The sequence below is a fragment of the Mammaliicoccus sp. K-M42 genome, from assembly GCF_022386375.1.
GTDB classification, from domain to species: Bacteria; Bacillota; Bacilli; order Staphylococcales; family Staphylococcaceae; genus Mammaliicoccus; species Mammaliicoccus fleurettii.
This window is the reverse complement of the sequence record NZ_JAJNIS010000002.1, coordinates 158,886-179,501: the sequence shown is the minus strand read 5'-3', so window position 1 is coordinate 179,501 and position 20,616 is coordinate 158,886. Positions and strand designations below refer to the sequence as shown.

General features: G+C 29.9%; 16 protein-coding genes. 15 read left to right on the top strand and 1 reads right to left on the bottom strand.

Annotation, left to right across the window (positions count from 1 at the left end; translation table 11 throughout):
• Positions 1-46 precede the first annotated feature (46 nt).
• The 13 genes from rnjB (at position 47) to LQ668_RS02195 (ending at position 15,243) form a co-directional block, all read left to right on the top strand.
• On the top strand, positions 47-1,720 hold the full coding sequence (rnjB, locus tag LQ668_RS02255; protein ID WP_078356175.1) for a ribonuclease J2: 1,674 nt from the start codon (positions 47-49) through the stop codon (positions 1,718-1,720).
• Positions 1,721-1,809: 89 nt separating this feature from the next.
• Positions 1,810-4,098, top strand: coding sequence for a DNA translocase FtsK (locus LQ668_RS02250; RefSeq protein WP_239775881.1), 2,289 nt, complete (start codon positions 1,810-1,812; stop codon positions 4,096-4,098).
• A 9-nt stretch (positions 4,099-4,107) separates the two neighbouring features.
• The gene (locus LQ668_RS02245) at positions 4,108-4,821 is read left to right on the top strand and encodes a GntR family transcriptional regulator (RefSeq protein ID WP_239775880.1); all 714 of its coding nucleotides are present in this window, start codon (positions 4,108-4,110) and stop codon (positions 4,819-4,821) included.
• A gap of 79 nt (positions 4,822-4,900) precedes the next feature.
• Positions 4,901-6,175 carry an EF-P 5-aminopentanol modification-associated protein YfmF gene (gene yfmF, locus LQ668_RS02240; RefSeq protein ID WP_239775879.1) on the top strand — a complete coding sequence of 425 codons (1,275 nt, stop codon included), beginning with the start codon at positions 4,901-4,903 and terminating at the stop codon, positions 6,173-6,175.
• Positions 6,168-7,457 (top strand): EF-P 5-aminopentanol modification-associated protein YfmH, encoded by a 1,290-nt coding sequence (gene yfmH / locus LQ668_RS02235; protein WP_239775878.1) that lies wholly within the window; start codon positions 6,168-6,170, stop codon positions 7,455-7,457. The genes yfmF and yfmH overlap by 8 nt, the downstream gene beginning before the upstream one ends.
• Entirely contained in the window at positions 7,450-8,154 is a 705-nt protein-coding gene (gene ymfI / locus LQ668_RS02230) for an elongation factor P 5-aminopentanone reductase (RefSeq protein ID WP_203153588.1), read from the top strand. Before yfmH ends, ymfI begins: the two co-directional genes overlap by 8 nt.
• A gap of 16 nt (positions 8,155-8,170) precedes the next feature.
• Complete coding sequence (locus LQ668_RS02225) at positions 8,171-8,986, top strand: YmfK family protein (RefSeq protein ID WP_239710374.1); 816 nt, start codon at positions 8,171-8,173, stop codon at positions 8,984-8,986.
• Between the two features lie 21 nt (positions 8,987-9,007).
• Entirely contained in the window at positions 9,008-9,403 is a 396-nt protein-coding gene (locus LQ668_RS02220; protein WP_107509944.1) for a helix-turn-helix domain-containing protein, read from the top strand.
• Positions 9,404-9,467: 64 nt separating this feature from the next.
• Positions 9,468-10,049: a CDP-diacylglycerol--glycerol-3-phosphate 3-phosphatidyltransferase gene (gene pgsA, locus LQ668_RS02215; protein WP_078356183.1), complete on the top strand. Its 582-nt coding sequence runs from the start codon at positions 9,468-9,470 to the stop codon at positions 10,047-10,049.
• Positions 10,050-10,106: 57 nt separating this feature from the next.
• A complete protein-coding gene (locus tag LQ668_RS02210; protein WP_239775877.1) occupies positions 10,107-11,255 on the top strand; it encodes a CinA family nicotinamide mononucleotide deamidase-related protein in 1,149 nt (382 codons plus the stop codon).
• Positions 11,256-11,466: 211 nt separating this feature from the next.
• Positions 11,467-12,507, top strand: coding sequence for a recombinase RecA (gene recA, locus LQ668_RS02205; RefSeq protein WP_237687696.1), 1,041 nt, complete (start codon positions 11,467-11,469; stop codon positions 12,505-12,507).
• A gap of 216 nt (positions 12,508-12,723) precedes the next feature.
• Complete coding sequence (rny, locus tag LQ668_RS02200; protein ID WP_078356186.1) at positions 12,724-14,283, top strand: ribonuclease Y; 1,560 nt, start codon at positions 12,724-12,726, stop codon at positions 14,281-14,283.
• A gap of 168 nt (positions 14,284-14,451) precedes the next feature.
• The gene (locus tag LQ668_RS02195; protein ID WP_239710365.1) at positions 14,452-15,243 is read left to right on the top strand and encodes an HAD family hydrolase; all 792 of its coding nucleotides are present in this window, start codon (positions 14,452-14,454) and stop codon (positions 15,241-15,243) included.
• A gap of 84 nt (positions 15,244-15,327) precedes the next feature.
• On the opposite strand, the gene LQ668_RS02190 is transcribed toward LQ668_RS02195, so the two are convergent.
• Positions 15,328-16,389 (bottom strand): type I restriction endonuclease, encoded by a 1,062-nt coding sequence (locus tag LQ668_RS02190; RefSeq protein ID WP_115337514.1) that lies wholly within the window; start codon positions 16,387-16,389, stop codon positions 15,328-15,330.
• 442 nt (positions 16,390-16,831) lie between these two features.
• Between LQ668_RS02190 and LQ668_RS02185 the strand changes: the two genes are divergently transcribed.
• Both LQ668_RS02185 and LQ668_RS02180 read left to right on the top strand, forming a co-directional pair.
• Positions 16,832-18,319 (top strand): glycosyltransferase, encoded by a 1,488-nt coding sequence (locus LQ668_RS02185; protein WP_239775876.1) that lies wholly within the window; start codon positions 16,832-16,834, stop codon positions 18,317-18,319.
• A 25-nt stretch (positions 18,320-18,344) separates the two neighbouring features.
• Complete coding sequence (locus LQ668_RS02180) at positions 18,345-20,504, top strand: bifunctional glycosyltransferase/CDP-glycerol:glycerophosphate glycerophosphotransferase (RefSeq protein WP_239775875.1); 2,160 nt, start codon at positions 18,345-18,347, stop codon at positions 20,502-20,504.
• Positions 20,505-20,616: the final 112 nt, after the last annotated feature.

Below are 20,616 nucleotides of genomic sequence, written 5' to 3'. Positions count from 1 at the left end.
TTAAATAAATATATTATGGACGGGACTACATTTAGGAGGAACAATTTTGAGTTTAATTAAAAAGAAAAATGATAAAATTCGTATCATACCACTTGGTGGTGTTGGAGAAATCGCAAAAAATATGTATATCGTTGAAGTGGATGAAGAAATGTTCATGTTAGACGCTGGTTTAATGTTTCCAGAAGATGAAATGTTAGGCGTAGACGTTGTTATACCAGATATACAATATGTAATTGAAAATAAAGAAAAGCTTAAAGGTATCTTCTTATCACATGGACATGAAGATTCAATTGGTGCAGTAAGTTATATACTTGAAAAACTAGATGCACCTGTTTATGGTTCTAGATTAACGATTGCTTTAGTAAAAGACCATATGAAAGCTAGAAAAATAAATAAAAAAGTACGTTACTATACAGTAAATAAAGATTCAGTAATGAGATTTAAAAATGTTAATGTAACGTTCTTTAATACAACACATTCAATCCCAGATAGTTTAGGTGTATGTATACATACATCTTACGGATCTATCGTATATACTGGTGAATTTAAATTCGATCAAAGTTTACAAGGGGCATATGCACCAGATATTGCTAAAATGACTGAAATTGGTCAAAATGGTGTATTTGCACTAATTAGTGATTCAACAGAAGCAGAAAAGCCTGGATATAATGTTCCGGAAAATGTTATTGAAAGTCATATAGTAGATGAATTTGCTAAAGCAAATGGTCGAATCATTGTATCTTGTTATGCATCTAACTTTATCCGTATACAACAAGTATTAAACGCAGCAAGCAAATTAAATCGTAAAGTTTCATTCTTAGGACGTTCATTAGAAAGTTCATTTAACGTAGCACGTAAACTAGGTTATTTTAATATACCAGAAAACTTATTAGTTCCTGTTCACGATATTAGTAAGTATCCTAAGAACGAAATGATTATCATTGCAACTGGTATGCAAGGTGAACCAATTGAAGCACTAGGACAAATGGCTCAACAAAGACATCCAATTATGAATATTTTAGAAGGGGATAATGTTTACATTTCTACTACTGCCTCTGCAAATATGGAAGTTATTATTGGACAAACTTTAAATGAGCTTGTTAAAGCTGGTGCACATATCATGCCTAATAATAAAAAGACGCATGCTTCAAGTCATGGTTGTATGGAAGAACTTAAAATGATGCTTAATTTAATGAAACCGGAATACTTTATTCCTGTACAAGGTGAATTTAAAATGCAAATTGCACATGCGAAATTGGCTGCTGAAACTGGTGTGAATCCTGAGAAGATTTTCTTACTTGAAAAAGGTGACGTTGTTAATTTTGATGGTGAAAAAATGCTTGCCAATGAAAAAGTAACAGCAGGGAATGTATTAATAGACGGAATTGGTGTCGGAGATGTAGGTAATATTGTCTTAAGAGATAGACACTTATTAGCTGAAGATGGCATATTTATAGCTGTAGTAACATTAGATCCTAAGAACAGAAAAATTGTTGGAGGACCTGAAATTCAATCACGTGGATTTGTATATGTAAGAGAAAGTGAAGAATTATTAAATGATGCTTCAGAAAAAGTACGTGAAATTGTTGAAGAAGGATTACTCCAAAAGAAAATTGAATGGTCTGAAATGAAACAAAATATGCGTGATAAACTCGGCAAATATTTATATGAACAAACGAAGCGTCGCCCGATGATTATTCCTATTATTTCTGAAATCTAATGGATTGTTTTATGGAAGACTTATTAACAGTCAAATAAGCCCAATCATGGGCTTATTTTTTGCATTATAGATAAGGAGGCTATTTCAAGATGGTACAAAAGAAGAAGCCAGCAACTAGTAAAAGAAAAACAACACGTGGTAAGAAAAAGCAAAAGGATAATACTTTAAAATATGTCATTCAAATGATAGTGCTGTTTTTATTAGTGCTAGGAGTTTTTCAATTAGGATTTATAGGATTAATGATAGATAGCTTCTTTCATTTTTTATTCGGTTACTCTAAGTACTTCACATATATTCTCATTGCGGTTATATCACTGCTAATTACAATAAACGGTAAATTGAAATTTACAAGAAGACTAAATGGTCTACTTATATTTCAAATTGCACTAATTTTTGTTATGCAATTGATTTTATATTTTAAAGATAAGTCTTTTGATACTTTTAAAATGACAATAAGTGAAACGTACTCAAGTTTAGAAAGAAATTCATTTTACTTTAATGGTGGTGGATACATAGGTTATTATGCTTTTAATGTTTTGAGTAAACTAATATCTGTTTTTGGTTATAGTTTACTAACAATACTTATATTAATATCTAGTGTTATTTTAATTTCTAAGAAAAGACATCGTGACATAACGAAATCAACTTTTGATATTGCTCAAAGCAAAACTAAATCAAAAATGACTAATTTAGAAAAAAAACGTGAAGAAAAAGCAAGAGCTAAACAATTAGAAAAAGAAAAGCGTCAAAAAAATCAACCAAAAGATGTATCGAACTTAAAAGAACTAGAACCTACTAATGAATTTTCAACAGTTGAACAAGAACCAGTGAATGAAGATATTCCAATTTATGAATCACAAGAAAAATTAGAAGCTAAAAGAAAGCAACAGCCGAAGCAATCACCACAAAATACTGAACCTGTCGAAAGTGAAATCAATGAATCAACTATAGATGAAACGGAGAATTTAAATTATAAATTACCATCATTAGATATTTTAAATGATCCACCTCAATCTCAATCGGTTTCAAAAAAGACTGTTCAAGAAAAAGGCAAGTTACTAGAAGCAACATTAAGAAACTTTAATGTAGATGCTAAAGTAACACAAATTAGAATTGGTCCAGCTGTTACTCAATATGAAGTTCAGCCAGCTCAAGGTGTGAAAGTTAACAAAATAGTCAATTTAAGTAATGACATCGCACTTAATTTAGCAGCTAAAGACATAAGAATTGAAGCGCCTATTCCAGGTAAATCAGCTGTTGGAATTGAAGTGCCAAACGAACACATTTCAATGGTTACATTAAAAGAAGTGTTAAGCGAAGCGAAACCTACGACAAATAAACTTGAAGTAGCACTTGGTAGAGATATTTCTGGTGAGCCAATTACAGCAGAGTTAAATAAATTACCTCATTTACTTGTAGCTGGTGCAACTGGTAGTGGTAAATCAGTTTGTATTAATGGTATTATTACGAGTATTTTAATGAATGCTAAACCACATGAAGTGAAACTAATGCTGATTGACCCTAAAATGGTAGAATTAAATGTTTATAACGGTGTGCCGCATTTATTAACGCCGGTAGTCACAAACCCTCAAAAGGCAAATCAAGCATTACAAAAAGTTGTATCAGAGATGGAAAAAAGATATGACTTATTCCAACATGTAGGTGCGAGAAATATAGAAGGATATAATCAATTTATTGAACGTACGAATCAAGAAATGGAAGAAAAGCAAGCACAATTACCATATATCGTAGTTATTGTTGATGAACTTGCAGATTTAATGATGGTTGCAGGGAAAGATGTGGAGTCATCAATTATGCGAATAGCTCAGTTAGCTAGAGCAGCAGGTATACATTTAATAATCGCGACGCAAAGACCTTCTGTAGATGTTATTACAGGTAGTATTAAAGCAAATATACCATCGAGAATTGCCTTTGCAGTAAGTTCTGCAACAGATTCTAGAACGATACTAGATGGTGGTGGTGCTGAAAAACTACTTGGTAGAGGAGATATGCTATTCTTATCAAGAGATTCATCAAAACCAACAAGAATACAAGGTGCATTCTTATCAGATGGTGAAGTAGAGACAGTCGTTCAGCATGTAGTTGGAGAACAAACTGCTAATTATGTGAAAGAAATGGAACCTGATGAACCTACTGAAGCGAGTGAAATGGAAAGTGAAGATGCACTATATAAAGAAGCATATTTATTTGTTGTTGAAGAACAAAAAGCAAGTGCTAGTTTGTTACAACGAAGATTTAGAATAGGTTATAATAGAGCATCTAGATTAATGGACGATTTAGAAAACAATGGTGTTATTGGACCACAATCAGGTAGTAAACCTAGACAAGTATTGATTGATATTTATCAAGAGGAATAGGGGGATATTATGTCTACAGATGCAACTACAAATTTTGTAAAGAACTGGATATTAGATCAAATTCAATTAGGAGAAATTAAACCTGGTGAAACGATACCTAATGAGTTCGAAATCAAAAGATTGTTGAAAGTAAATTATGAAGAAATTGAAAAAGCTATACATGAACTTGTCACTGAACAAATCCTATCGCAAAAATCTGGGGATGTCACAGTTGTTAAACCGACTCAACCTTACTATTATCCTTTAGATGAATTGTTAAGTATTACTAAAATGATAGAAAAGAATGGAGAAGTGGCGGGTACAGAATTTATCAGTTTAGATGAAGAAGTTGCTACTTCAAAAGATATAGAAGTTCTTAATTTAGAAAAAGATGCCATGATATCTGTAATTGAAAGATTGCGAACTGCTGATGGAGAACCAGTTGTATATTGTTTAGATAAAATTGCTACTGATTTATTTGCATGTAGTGACTATCGTTCGAATTCTTCAATACTATCAGCAATAGAAAGTAAAGTAGAGTTTAAAATTACGCATGCAAATACATCTATAGAATCTATAAGCTATGAACCTTATATAAGTGAAATACTTAACTCTGAACCAGACGATGCTATGATGTTATTAACACAGATACATTATAATGAACATGGTACACCGGTTCTTTATTCTTTAAATTATTTCAAAAGTAGTCTTGTAAAGTTTCGAATTACAAGAAATAGGATATAATAAATATATTGAGGAAAACAAAGTAACAATTGTTGCTTTGTTTCTGTATATATATATACATATAAGAGAGGTGTATTTGATGATTACTACAGAACATATACAATTAGCATCAAACGATGTTTATGTCATACCAACAGAAAAGTTTAAAACAACTACGATAGTTTTTAAATTTGTAGCGCCTTTAAATAGTGCTACGATTACATCTAGGTCAATTTTAAGTAAGTTAATAACAAGAATAACTAAAAAGTATCAAACAGATAGAGAGATGAATAATCTACTCGCTGATTTATACGGTGCACATTTATTTAGTTATGTAAATAAACAAGCAAATAATCATATTATGACGATTGGTATTGAAATAGTGAATGAAAAATACTTAAGAAGTGAGTTATCCTTATTTGAAAATGCTGTTCAATTATTACACGAAGTAATATTTAATCCATTAATTGAAAATGGAAAGTTCAATGAAAAATATACAAGGCAAGAAAAATCACTTTTACATAAAAAATTAACTGCAATAGAAGATAACAAGTCGCAACGAGCATTTATTCAGTTCATGAATCATATGTTTGAGGATGAACCATATAAATATTTAGCATCTGGTCGTCTTGAAGACATTGATAATGTGACTCCAGAATCATTAGTTGATACATATCATGATTTACTTCATGAAAACGCAATTTCTACATATATTATTGGAAACGTTGAATTAGATGAAGTTAAAGCACTTTGTAAAGATTATTTTAGTTTTGATCACAATAGTCATTTAGAAATTGAAACTTCATCATTAAAAGTCATTGAAGAAGTAAAAGAAATAGTGGATTATACTAAAATTGATCAAGCTAAGTTAAATATGGGATATAGATTCCCAATTGCATTCCATTCTAAAGAATATTATTCATTTTTAGTATTGAATATGTTATTAGGTGGAGATGCATCCTCAATATTATTTAGCGAAGTTCGAGAAAAACAAAGTTTAGCATATTCTATTCATTCTCAAATTGATGCTAGAAATGGCTTTTTATATATTGTTGGTGGAATTTCCAAAGATAAAGTTCAATTAGCTAAAGACACGATATTGGACATTTATAAAGATTTAGAGGAAGGGAACTTCGACGAGCAAAAGTTAGAATTAGCTAAAAAAGTTCTTATATCTCATGCACGAGAGACGTTTGATAAGCAACGACAAATGATTGATTTATTACATACACATGCACGTTATCAATCAGTATATAATCATGATGATTGGATTAAAGAAATAGAATCAATTACGATAGATGACATTAAAAATATTGCTCAACTTGGACAATTGGATACAATATATATACTGACTGAAGGTGAAAATAATGAGTAATCAATATTACGAACAGATTGATGAAACAGTTTATGAAGAAACTTTAGACAATGGATTAAAAGTGGTTGTTATTCCTAAGGTAGGTTTTTCTAAAACTTTTGTAACATATACGACTAATTTTGGTTCACTTGACCATACATTTAAACCACACGGGAAAGAAGCATTTGTCTCAGTTCCTGATGGTGTGGCACATTTTCTAGAACATAAACTTTTTGAAAAAGAAGAAGGCGATGTGTTTACTAGCTTTGCCGAAAATGATGCACAAGTTAATGCCTTTACGACTTTCGACAGAACGAGTTATTTATTTAGCGCGACTGGTAATATAAATAACAATATTATAAGACTATTAAAAATGATAGAGAGTCCTTATTTTACAGAGAAGACTGTTGAGAAAGAAAAAGGTATTATAGCTGAAGAAATTAAAATGTATCAAGAACAGCCGAATTATAAATTAATGTTTCAAACTTTAGGAGCACTTTATCATAATCATCCAGTTCAAGTAGATATTGCTGGTTCAGTGGACAGCATTTATAAAATAACTGCTGAAGACTTATATTTATCTTATGAAACGTTTTACCATCCTGCGAATATGGTGTTAATTATTGTTGGAGATGTAAGTCCAGAAGACACAATAGAATTAGTGCGGAAACATGAGGCTGCAAGAAATATGAAAGAAATGCCGCCTATTACAAGAAAACCTATAGAAGAACCTACATCTGTGCATACGCCTTACATTGAAACAAAAATGGATATAATACAAGAGAAGTCTATGCTAGCTTTTAAATTTGAGCCTAATACAATTTCAGACAAAAATAGAGTTAAAAATGATATGGAAATGATGATTGCTTTAGAACTGATGTTTGGAGAACAGACAGATTTTTATCAAGGACTTCTTGAAGAAGGCATTATTGATGATACATTTGGTTATCAATTTGCTAATGAAATGACATATAGTTACTTAATTCTAGCTGTAACAACAGATAACCATAAAGTATTTAAAGATGCTTTATTTAGAGAATTAAATAATTATATTAATGCAGGTTTTAATAAAGACGAATTAGAAAGAGTCCGAAAACAAACATTAGGCGAAATTATTTCAAGTTTGAATTCGCCAGAATATATTGCAAATCAATATACGAAGTTTTATTTTGAAGGTGTTGAGCTATTTGAACTGATTGATATATTAGAATCAGTAACTGTTGATAGTGTTCAGCAAACATTGAAATCATTAATTGATTTTGACAATATAGTTGAAAGTCGTTTGGTGAAACAAAATGGCTAGAACGCTTATAATAGGTGGAAGTGGCGATATTGGACTTTCAATAGTAGACGAATGTTTATCACTTGGTAATGAAGTCATACTACATTATAATAGTTCGGATTTAAATCTACTTAAACAAAGATACGAAGGACAAGCAGTTAGTTTTCTACAGTTTGATCTTGCAATCAGGAATGACATAAGTGAATTAGAATCAGTAGGACATATAGATCAGTTGATATACGTAGCTGGACAATCGTCATTTGGATCTATTCAAGATTTTACTGATCAAGAAATTGATGTACAATACCATATAAATGTCTTTTCTTTAATTAAGGTAGTACAATTATTTGTAGATAGACTGAGAAAAAGTGAAAATGGAAGAGTTATTGTTGTATCTTCAATTTGGGGAGAAACAGGTGCAAGTTACGAAACGATTTACTCAACTATGAAAGCTGCACAATTAGGTTTTGTAAAGTCATTAGCTAAAGAGTTAGCTTTAACATCAATTACAGTTAATGCTATAACTCCAGGCGTTGTTCATGGTAAAATGACAGATGAACTTGATGCAATTACTCAAACACAGTTAAAAGAAGAAATACCACAAGGTCGCTTTGTTACGACTGGAGAGATTAGTGCGACTGTAGCTTATTTACTAAACCCGCTATCTCAAAGTGTAACTGGCCAAGTACTTCGAATTAACGGAGGATGGTATATTTAATATTGGGGTGGATATTATGGAAGAAGTAATTAAAAAAGAATGGTACTTAGAATATGATATTCAAGTAAATAGAGCAGGATTATTAGGGGATATATCTAGTCTATTAGGTATTTTAGGTATTAATATTATTACGATTAATGGTGTAGACCAAGGCAGAAGAGGTTTGCTCATTAAAACAGATGATATGAATAAAGTTAAACGCTTCGAAAATATTGTGAAAGAAATTGATGATATTTCCATAAAGAAATTACGTACACCTGGTTTAAGAGATAGATTGGCAGTAAGACATGGTAGGTATATTAAACGAGATGTTGATGATAAAAAGACATTTAGATTTGAAAGAAAAGATTTAGGTTTGTTAGTTGATTTTATGGCTGAACTTTTTAAAGAAAATAGACATAAATTGATTGGTGTACGTGGTATGCCGAGAGTTGGTAAGACAGAGTCAGTAGTAGCAGCAAGTGTCTGTGCACATAAGAAATGGTTGTTTATTAGTTCAACTCTGATTAAACAAACTGTGAGAAGCTCTCTCTTAAAAGGTGAGTATGGCGACGAGAACGTTTATATAATTGATGGTGCTGTAACATCTAAACAGACAGATGAAAAGCATAAACAGTTGGTTAGAGAAGTCATGAGTTTACCAACTATTAAAGTCGTTGAACATCCTGATTTATTTGTGCAGCGCTCTGAATATAGTCTTGAAGATTTTGATTATATTATTGAATTGAGAGAAACTGAAGATCAAGAAATTACATACGAACAATTGAATAAAAATGATTTATTTACAAATGACAATATGGCATTTGGAGATGGATTTGGTTTCTTTGAATAATTTTGCTGAGGTGAATATATTTTGAAATATATTGGGGAAACATTAAGGAATAAAAGAGAACAGTTAGGCATGACATTAGTTGAACTTGAAAAAAAGACTAAGATACAGAGACCATTTTTAGTGATGATTGAAAAAAATGAATTCGAAAAATTACCAAATCCTGATTACGCTAGAGGATTCATCACTAAGTATGCATCTGCAATTAATGTAAGTCCTGCAGAATTAATTGATAAACATCAAAGTGAATTGCCTAAAACAACGCCATCTGCAAAAGAAGCTTTTCGTTTATTAACACAAGAGAAAAGAAGCCAAACAGAAATATCTGAGAATAAAATGGTCGCTAAGTTAATTACTCAAATGGTTACTTTCTTTGGCGTATGTCTTATTGCTTGGGTATTATTAATAATTATCATTTAATTATATAAGCGATTGATTTATAATAGTATTATTATGTGTTTGTATGAAAAGAAGGAGAAAGAATATGAATATTCCTAATCAGTTAACGGTATTACGTGTTATTTTAATACCTATTTTTGTATTATTTTTACTTGTTGATTTTAATATGGGACAAATGAGCTTTTTGTTCGGTCAAGAAATGCGAGTAGAACAATTTATAGCAGGTATTATCTTTATTTTAGCTTCTGTTACAGATTGGTTTGACGGCTATTTAGCTAGAAAATGGGAACTTGTAACAAACATGGGGAAATTTTTAGACCCATTAGCTGATAAATTATTAGTAGCTAGTGCATTAATTGCATTAGTAGAACTAGATAAAGTATCTTCAGTTATCGCAATCATTATTATAGCAAGAGAATTTGCAGTAACGGGGTTACGATTATTGCAAATAGAACAAGGATTTGTAAGTGCAGCAGGTCAATTAGGTAAAATTAAAACGGCGGTTACTATGGTAGCTATTGTATTTATTTTACTACAAGAACCTTTCTCTACTTTATGGCAAATTAATTTAGGGCAATGGCTAATGTATGTGGCTACATTCTTTACTATTTTATCTGGAATAGAGTATTTTTATAATGGTAGAGATGTATTTAAAGGATCAAAATAATAATGACAATCAACCTACAACATTGAGTTTGTAGGTTTTTCTTTAGGAGGAACATATATGAAAGTGAGCATATTAAGTGTTGGTACTGAAATATTATTAGGACAAATTGCGAATACCAATGCTCAATTTATCTCAAAAGTATTAAACGAACTTGGTGCTAGTGTTGTGAGACATGTTGCAGTTGGTGACAATCCGGAAAGATTAGAAAGAACTTTTAAAGAAGAATTATTTAACCATGATGTTGTTATTCTCACTGGAGGATTAGGACCAACTAAGGATGATTTGACGAAACAAACAGTAGCACAAGTGTTAGAGAGAGGTCTTGAAACAAATCAACAAGCCATGGATCATATAGAGCGATATTTTAAAAATGAAAATCGCACTATTACGCCTAATAATAAACAGCAAGCGCTTGTTATTGAAGGTAGTGATGTATTAAATAATGATGTCGGTATGGCTCCAGGCATGTATTTGGAGTTAGATGACAAAAAAATTGTGTTGTTACCAGGTCCACCAAAAGAACTTCAGCCTATGGTCAATCAATATCTTATACCATATTTCTTAAATGAAGCGCGTGTGATTTTCTCTGAGTCATTAAAGTTTACTGGAATAGGTGAATCAAGTCTAGAAACAGAATTGATGGATATAATAGATAATCAAACGAATCCTACAATAGCTCCTTTAGCAGGTCAACATGAAGTTTCATTAAGAATAACTGCAAATACAGAAACGAAACAAAAAGCGCTCGAATTAATCAAGCCTGTAAAAGAAGAAATTCTAAGTAGAATTGGTAAGTACTATTATGGCAGTGATGATTTGTCAATTGAAGAAGGGGTATTTAATGAATTAGATCAACCTTTTGTAATTTATGACGGCATAACTGATGGAGTACTATATTCAAGGTTAAAGCTTAGTGAGAAAAGTGAAGAGTACTTAAAAGCTTATACAGTTAAAAATGATTGGTCAGACAGTGTACTTAATATTGCACAAAATGATACGAGTGAAGAAATCACTAAAAAGTTAAAAGAAGTATTTAAAGTAGAAAGCATCATCTTATTATTGCAAGATGATAAAGAGTCTACAGTTTATATTTCGCATAAGCAAAAAAACAAAAAAATTATTTCTTCGTTAAGCCAATCCTATGCTGGAAGACGTGATAGAATAAGCAATATAGCACTTATTGAATATTTAAACTTATTACGATGAGATTCATAATTTAATAATATCGGTACCTATGTTCGCATATTTTCAAAAAACGAACACAAAAACACGAACAAATATTCGCTTTATGCTTGCAATTTAGAACGAAACCAGATATAGTAATAATAGCTAATTAAACAAGTAAATTCATTTTATATATATAGGAGGTTATCGCGTGAACGACCGTCAGAAAGCACTCGATACAGTAATTAAGAATATGGAAAAATCCTTTGGTAAAGGGGCAGTAATGAAGCTAGGGGATAATACAAGTAGAGAAGTATCTGCAGTTTCTAGTGGATCTATCACACTTGATAAAGCACTAGGTGTTGGTGGATATCCTAAAGGACGTATCATAGAGATATATGGACCAGAAAGTTCTGGTAAAACGACAGTAGCTTTACATGCTATTGCCGAAGCACAACGACAAGGTGGCGTAGCTGCTTTCATTGATGCTGAACACGCATTAGATCCTGTTTATGCTAAGAACTTAGGCGTAGATATTGATAACCTATACTTATCTCAACCTGACCATGGTGAGCAAGGATTAGAAATAGCTGAAGCTTTTGTACGAAGTGGTGCTGTGGATATCGTAATTATTGACTCAGTTGCTGCTTTAACACCTAAAGCAGAAATTGAAGGCGAAATGGGAGATACTCATGTTGGTTTACAAGCAAGATTGATGAGTCAAGCTTTGCGTAAATTATCAGGAGCAATTTCTAAATCTAATACAACTGCAGTATTTATAAACCAAATTCGTGAAAAAGTTGGCGTTATGTTTGGTAACCCAGAAGTTACACCTGGTGGACGTGCACTTAAATTCTATAGTTCTGTCCGTTTAGAAGTACGTCGTGCTGAACAATTGAAACAAGGACAAGAAGTTGTAGGTAACCGTACTAAAATTAAAGTTGTTAAAAATAAAGTTGCACCACCATTTAGAGTAGCAGAAGTAGATATCATGTATGGTGAAGGTATTTCTCGTGAAGGTGAGTTAATAGACTTAGCTGTTGAATATGATTTTGTTGATAAATCTGGTGCTTGGTATTCATACAATGGAGAACGTATGGGTCAAGGTAAAGAAAATGTTAAATCTTATTTAAAAGAAAATCCAGCAATTATTGAAGAAATTGATGGTCTTTTAAGAGATGAATTAGGCTTCAATGGTAAGAAGAAAGAAGAAGCTAAAAAAGAAGATAAAGCTAAAAAGGAAGACAAAGCTGAAAAGACAGGAAGTCCAGGACAAGAAACTTTATTAGACTAAACTGTGTTTATCTATAAATTTAAACATTCTATGAATCACTTTTTTTAAAGTAGATTTGTAGAATGTTTTTTTATAAAAGAGTATTAAAAATAAAGTACATGTCCTTGACACTTGTACAAATTTAAACGTACAATTGAGTTGTATGATTCCAATGTTCCATTTAATCATATTTTTGTATATATAAGACATAGAACCTAGATAGAAGGAGGTGTTTATGTGGACTTATTAACCCTCTTACTCATTTTGCTAGGAGTTATTCTAGGTGTTGTTGTAGGATACTTTTTCGCACATAATAGCTTAACGAAAAAGCAAGATCAAGCCCGTCAGTCTGCTCACTATATAATAAGTGAGGCTAATAAAGAAGCTGAGAGCCTAAAGAAAGAAAAGTTGATTGAAGCAAAAGAAGAAAATCAACAAATTAGAGATCATCTTGATAGTGAAATACGAGAGAGAAGAAGTGACCTACAAAAGCAAGAAGCAAGACTACTTCAAAAAGAAGAGAACTTAGAGCGCAAATCTGATCTTTTAGACAAAAAAGATGAAATTCTAGAAAACAAAGAAGCTAAAATTGAAGAGCGACAACAACAGGTAGATGCAAAAGAGAGTAATGTTCAAGAAATAATAACGAAACATGAACAAGAACTAGAACGCATCTCCGGACTAACACGTGAAGAAGCTCGTAAAGAGCAATTTTCACAAGTTGAAGAAGAACTGTCACATGATATTGCTGTACTTGTAAAAGACAAAGAACGCGAACTAAAAACAAATGTAGATAAGAAAGCTAAAGAACTGTTAGCAACAACAGTGCAAAGATTAGCTGCAGATCATACTTCTGAGTCAACTGTATCAGTTGTTAATCTACCTAACGATGAAATGAAAGGTCGTATTATCGGTCGTGAAGGTCGAAATATACGTACTTTAGAAACATTGACAGGTGTAGATTTAATAATAGACGATACACCAGAAGCAGTAATTTTATCTGGATTTGACCCAATTCGTAGAGAAATCGCTAAGACAGCTTTAACAAATTTAGTATCTGATGGACGTATCCATCCAGGTAGAATTGAAGATATGGTTGAAAAAGCGAGAAGAGAAGTTGATGAACTGATGAGAGAATCAGGTGAACAAGCTACCTTTGAATTAGGTATTCATAACTTACATCCAGAATTGGTTAAAATTTTAGGACGAATGAAATATCGTACAAGTTATGGCCAAAGTGTACTGAAACACTCTGTAGAAGTTGCACAACTTTCAGGAATGTTAGCAGCTGAATTAGGTGAAGATGTCACTTTAGCAAAACGAGCAGGTTTATTACATGATATTGGGAAAGCTATTGATCACGAAGTTGAAGGTAGCCATGTTGAAATAGGGGTAGAACTTGCAAAGAAATATCATGAACATGATACAGTCATAAATGCAATACACTCACATCATGGGGATGTAGATCCAACATCAGTCATTTCTATATTGGTAGCAGCAGCAGATGCATTAAGTGCTGCAAGACCAGGAGCTAGACGTGAAACTTTAGAAAATTATGTAAAACGTTTAGAAAGATTAGAAGAAATATCAGAAGGTTATCAAGGTGTAGAAAAAGCCTTTGCAATACAAGCAGGTAGAGAGATTAGAGTAATTGTTTCTCCTGAAGATATTGACGACTTGAAAGCACATAGGATAGCAAGAGATATTAAAGATCAAATAGAAGGTGAATTACAATATCCAGGGCATATTAAAGTGACAGTTGTCCGCGAGATGAGAGCAACCGAATACGCTAAATAGTTGCCCTTAGATTTAAAACCCTTTAACCACAACGGTTAGAGGGTTTTTTGTTATCTATAAATGGGTGGCACTTTATAATAGCGGGATATTAATATTAACAAAATCATTTGTACATTCTTAATTATATCGCTACAATATAATTAAACCGTATAAAAAGGGGGTATTAAATTGGATATTAAATTAGTTGTAACAGATATGGATGGGACTTTTTTAGATAGTAATAGTGATTTTAATAGAGAAGCATTTAAAGCATTAAAGGAAAATCTGGATTCTAAAGATATTAGATTTGTATTTTGTACTGGGAAACAATGCGAAAGAGTCGAAAATATTGTAGGAGATTTGAGTAACGATACTTTTATCATTGGAGATAGTGCTACGCGTATAAAGTATAATGGAGAATTTCTATATACAGCTACTATCAATAATAATTTAGGCTTAAATATTATTGAATCGTTAAAAGAAATAGATGAAGAACAAACTATTATAGCTTGTACAGAAGAAGTTGCTTATGTTTTAGAATCTACTTCTGAAGAAGAACGTAAATTTGTGCATGGATCATATCAAAATGTGAAATACATAAAAGATTTTGTAGAAATAAAAAGTGATTTCTTAAAGATTACAGTTCATGATATTAAAGGGAAATGTAAGAATACAGCCGAACAAATTGGTTACTTTAAAAATGAGGTTTATATAGTTGCTTCTGAACATTATTGGATTGATATTACAGCATTAGGTGTTAATAAAGGAACGACTATAAATAGAATACAAAGTATTTTAAATATAGACCCATCTGAAACAATTGCTTTTGGAGATGGTTTAAACGATATCGACTTATTTAAATCAGCTAAGTATAAAGTAGCAATGGATAACGCGTATCCAGAACTAAAAGAAGCAGCAAATCTAATTTCAGTAAATAATAATAAAAGTGGGGTTATTAAAACTTTGGAATTATTAGTTTAAATCTAAATAATTTACATAAAAATTGTATTTGTATTAAAAAAAGCCTATAATGCACTGGTTATAAGCTTTTTTATATTAAGTTATTTAAATAAATTTTTCTATTACCTTACTTATTTCATCTTTATATTTTAATAAATCAATTGGCTCATTGAATTCTAAAGTAGTTTTATGGTCATCATTTAAAATTATATAATTTCTATTTTTAGTAAAATAGATTCTAGTCAACCATTTTCTAATACTGTTATCTATGAGTATATTAAAATAGCTCCTATTATCTCTATAATGAACTCGTTGTGTATCAATTGTGTCTGATGAAATAACTTTAATAATTGCATATGATTCTAATTCCTCTGGAGTTGTTACAATTAAATCTTCTGTTTTAGTAACTTTTGTTAGATTTTCTACATTTTTAACTTCGACTTTATTTTCTGTACTATTATTTAATGCAGCATTTAATTTGTCAGTTACTTTTTCATTAATCATCAAATTAAATGTATTTTTTAAGGTTGGTGTAAATCTATCAATGATCGTTTTTGTTTTAACCCCATCATAAACACTAGTTAAAACAAATTTCACAAATTCATCAGAAGGGTTTTCTAACTCTTGGTTCAAGAAGTTTTTTATTAAATTCACATATTTTAATTCATATGCTGAGCTTGAAATATTGTCTATATCAAACATTTCTTTTGAAAATTTATAGATTTCTTTTATATGATTTTCCTTTAAATTTAAAATATCAAAGACTAAAAATGGTTTTGAATCCATTTTATTTGTTTCTTCTAAATCAGTAAAAAATCTATACTCGATCCCATTTGTCAAAATACCAAATTTAGATTTGCTTGTTCCATAATATCTAAATAATTGTGAATCGTGGTTTGATAATTTTTCATTTACCGACTTACATTCAATTAGTATAGTAGGTTGGTTATCATTCATAATTGCATAGTCGACTTTTTCACCTTTTTTGATTCCAACATCAGCAATATATTCTGGCGTAAATTCCATTGGATTAAATATGTCGTAACCTAACTTTTGAAAAAATGGAAGAATTAATGCAGTTTTTGTAGCTTCTTCTGTGTTAACTTGTTCTTTTAAAGTGTTTATTCTTTTAGATAATTCTTCAATCCCCTTAACGAAATTTTCCATATTTATTATTCCCCTTTAACTGTTAATAAATTTTTAAACCCATATATATTATACACAAAAAGTGAGATTTTAACTAAATATTAAAAGATCATTATAATTTGTTTATACAGTTCAGTTTCAAAATAATTTATATTATATAAATTTGTGTCAAATTGACTTTTAGACTGTTATTCATTTGTGAATTAAATTTAACAATAACTAGGATAATATGTTGAATATTACTATTTTAAGCTGAATTCCTAATAATAAAGGACTAAAGTGTATTCAAAGTGCTAACTAAAGTCAGTTATTGAACACTTAACGATAATTGACATTTTGAGTATATTATGTTTAAATAAATATAATATAAATTAATTCATATTCAATAAATTAAGCACATAGTCTCACTCATTAGAGTGAGACTTTTTTATTAATGTAAGGCAATAAACTGGGGGGATTTTTAATGTTACATACTATTACATCGACACTACCAAAGATACATGGTGGTCGTACTAAATCTTTATTGTACAGAATCAAGTTTTTAGAAGATAATTTAAATCAAAAGTCTATTATACACACTACTAATTATGATCCTGATTATTTAAATGTTTATGATGACTTTAAGGAAAGAAATATCATAAGTGATTCTTTAGAAATAAAAAACATTTATGAATGGCTATCTAACAACAAATTGCTTGAAAAGTATTCTAAACCAACAATTTTTAATAAAAAAAATAAGGAAACTGAATTTGCTATAGCAAATTTAAGAGAACAAATTAACGAAAACATTGTCAGATACTATAATAAAGGTGAATATGTGTTATATAGAAAATTTTATGAAGGTACCAAAGTTTTACAGTTTGAAGATTTTATGTCACCTATATCAAGTAAAAAGTTAGAAAGAAGAGAGTATACAAGAAATGGTATACTTCATAGAATTACTAACTATTCAGCAACTAAATATACTAAACTATACGAAGAATTTTATAATAATGTAGGGGATATGTACCTAAAAAAGCATTACTCTGATATTGAAAAAAATAAAGTTTTATATATAACGCTTTACCATGAAGGTAGACCAGTTAAATTTTTTAGTAATGAAAAAGAGATGTTTACTTATTATTTCAATAATGTTCTTGAAGATGATTCAATAGTGTTTAATGATGCTAGGCTATTGGATAAACCCTTAATAGAATGTGATAAAAAATTAAAAAGAGTATTAGTACTCCATAGTACTCATTTACTTGAAAATGGAATTAGATCCTCCTATAAGTTAGCTTTAAATAATTATAATATAATCGATAGATATGTGGTTCTTACTGACTATCAAAAAAAAGATATTCAAAAAGACTTTGATATAGAAAATGAAAAAATAAAAGTGATTCCTCATTTTGTTGAGAAAATGAAATCTCATGAAATTAACGAGAAAAACAATCAATTTTGTTACGTTGGTAGAATTTCAAAGGAAAAGCAAATTGATCATATTATTAAAGCTTTTAGCAAATATATAAGTAAAGGTAATGAATCAAAATTACTTATATATGGTAAAGATGAAGATGGAGTGTTGAACTCATTAAAAATACTAGTGAAAGAATTGAATTTAAATGAATATGTAGAATTTAAAGGGTACACTAGTAATCCTGAAAAAGTTTTCGAAAATTCAATTGCTTCTATTTTAACTAGTAAATTTGAAGGTTTTGGACTTACTATAATGGAAAGTTTAAATAATGGATGTCCAGTTTTATCTTACAATATTAAATATGGTTCAAGTGAATTAATAGAAAATAATAAAAATGGCATTCTAGTAGAAAAAGACAATATTGACGAACTTGCAACAGCTATGGAAAATGCTAGAAATATACCTTTGAAAGATGTAAAATTGAATAATAGATTTAGTCTAGAATCTGCAATTAATAATTATAAAAACTTACTAGATGAATTAAAATATTAAAAGTTTGAAAAAATGGGGAGAAAAAATGAATAAATTATCGATTATTATTACATTTTATAATAATAAAGATCATATATTAGATTGTATAGAAAGTATAAAAAGTCAAAGAAATCAAAACTTTGATTTGATTATTGTCGATGATGGTTCAACTGACTCATCAGCTAATTTAGTTAAAGAGTCGATTAATACCTATGATAAACACATTAACTTTATTACATTAGAAAATAATTCAGGTCATGCACATGCTAGAAATATTGCTTTAGAACATGTAAATACACAATATGTTATGTTTTTAGACGCAGACGACCAACTAGCAAGTTATTCAGTTGAGTATTATTTATCTAAAGTTAACGGATTGGATGGATTAGTAGCACCTATACACAAATTCACTATGAATAAACCACAATACGTTAATAAAGATAAAGTAAGAGTTGAATATTTAACTCAAAATTCTAATCCTAATTCATTTTTAAGAAAGAATACTGTTTGTAATATTTTATTTAAAAATGCAATTATTCAAGCTCATAACATTAGATTTAATGAGAATTTAAAAATATACACTGATGCTTCATTTGTACTTGATTATATGAAGTATGTTGAAAGATTTGCCAGAATATTTGATTTTCCATTTTATTATAGAGGTGAAGTATACGATCCATTTGAAGGAAATACTCTTACTGACCAAGAATTTATATTAACATTTGAAGACTATGTTAATAGCTATTTCGATTCTATTGAAAGAACTGATAATAAAAAAGTAATTCATTTCTTAACTAATAAAATGAAAAAAGAAATCATAAATGGCTTCGATCCATCTTTAAAAGATATTGAGTTGAGATACAATACCCTTGAGAAACCATTAGTTAAGGTTGTTAAATCTTTAAAGTGGGACTTAATGAAAGACTCTAAAATTTTGTACAACTTAGAGATACTATTTTTATCTATGAATGCGATCGAAAATGCAAAGTATGTTAATAATCTTAGATATGTAAGTAGACATGTGAAAAATATATTACAAAATAATAAATTGAAAAATCGTTCTAAGTATCAATTGTTTGATAAAGAAGAAGGCGTAGATTCAAACACAATTGTATTTGAATCATTTGGTGGCAAAAATTATAGTGATAGTCCTAAGTATATATATGAATATATGCAAAGAAACTATCCTCAATTAAATTATATTTGGGTATTTGTCAAACCTGAACAAAATGTAATTATCGGAAATGCTGAGAAAGTTAAAAAAGGATCTAAAGAATATTACGATGCATACTCTAAAGCAAAGTTTTGGGTTACCAATGCTAGATTACCTCTTTATTTAAACAAGAAAGAAAATCAAATATATATTCAAACTTGGCACGGTACACCATTAAAAAGATTAGCTAACGATATGAAAGTTGTTAGAATGCCAGGTACAACTACGTCTAATTACAAAAAGAATTTTTATGCTGAAACATCAAGATGGGATTATTTAGTTTCTCCAAACAGATATTCAACAAATATTTTTAAAACTGCTTTCTGGATGGATGAAGAAAGAACGATGGAAATTGGTTATCCTAGAAATGATGTATTAGTTAATAGAAGTAATGATCAAGAATATATCGAACAAATAAAAAAAGATTTGAATTTACCAGAAGGAAAAAAAATCATTATGTACGCTCCTACATGGAGAGATGATGAATTTGTCAAAAAAGGAAAGTATCTATTTGATTTAAAAATTAATCTAGAAAATTTACAAAAAGAGTTAGGTGACGAATATGTCATATTACTTAGAATGCATTATTTGATTTCTAATGCTCTAGATTTAAATGGATATGAAGACTTTGCTATTGATGTATCTAATTATAATGATATTTCTGAATTATACTTAATATCCGATGCTTTAATTACAGACTACTCTTCGGTTATGTTTGACTTTGGTATTCTTAAGAAACCTCAATTCTTTTTTGCTTATGATATTGAAAAGTATGATAAAGGTTTAAGAGGATTCTATATGAATTATATGACTGACTTACCAGGTGAAATTATAACAGATGAGTTTAAATTAGCAGAAGAGTTAAAAAATATTGACGAACATAAAGAAAAATATAAAGATAAGATAGAAAAGTTTTATGAGAAATTCTGTTCTTTAGAAAAAGGAGAATCATCTAAATATATAGGTGATTATATATTTAACAATACAAAATAGTGTTCAAGACATTTATATGTGTTAAACAAATTTGATTTGTACTTTTTGGTTGTTCTTATAAAAATAAGCATATCACTGTAAAACTGTAGTAATCAGTTCTAGTGATATGCTT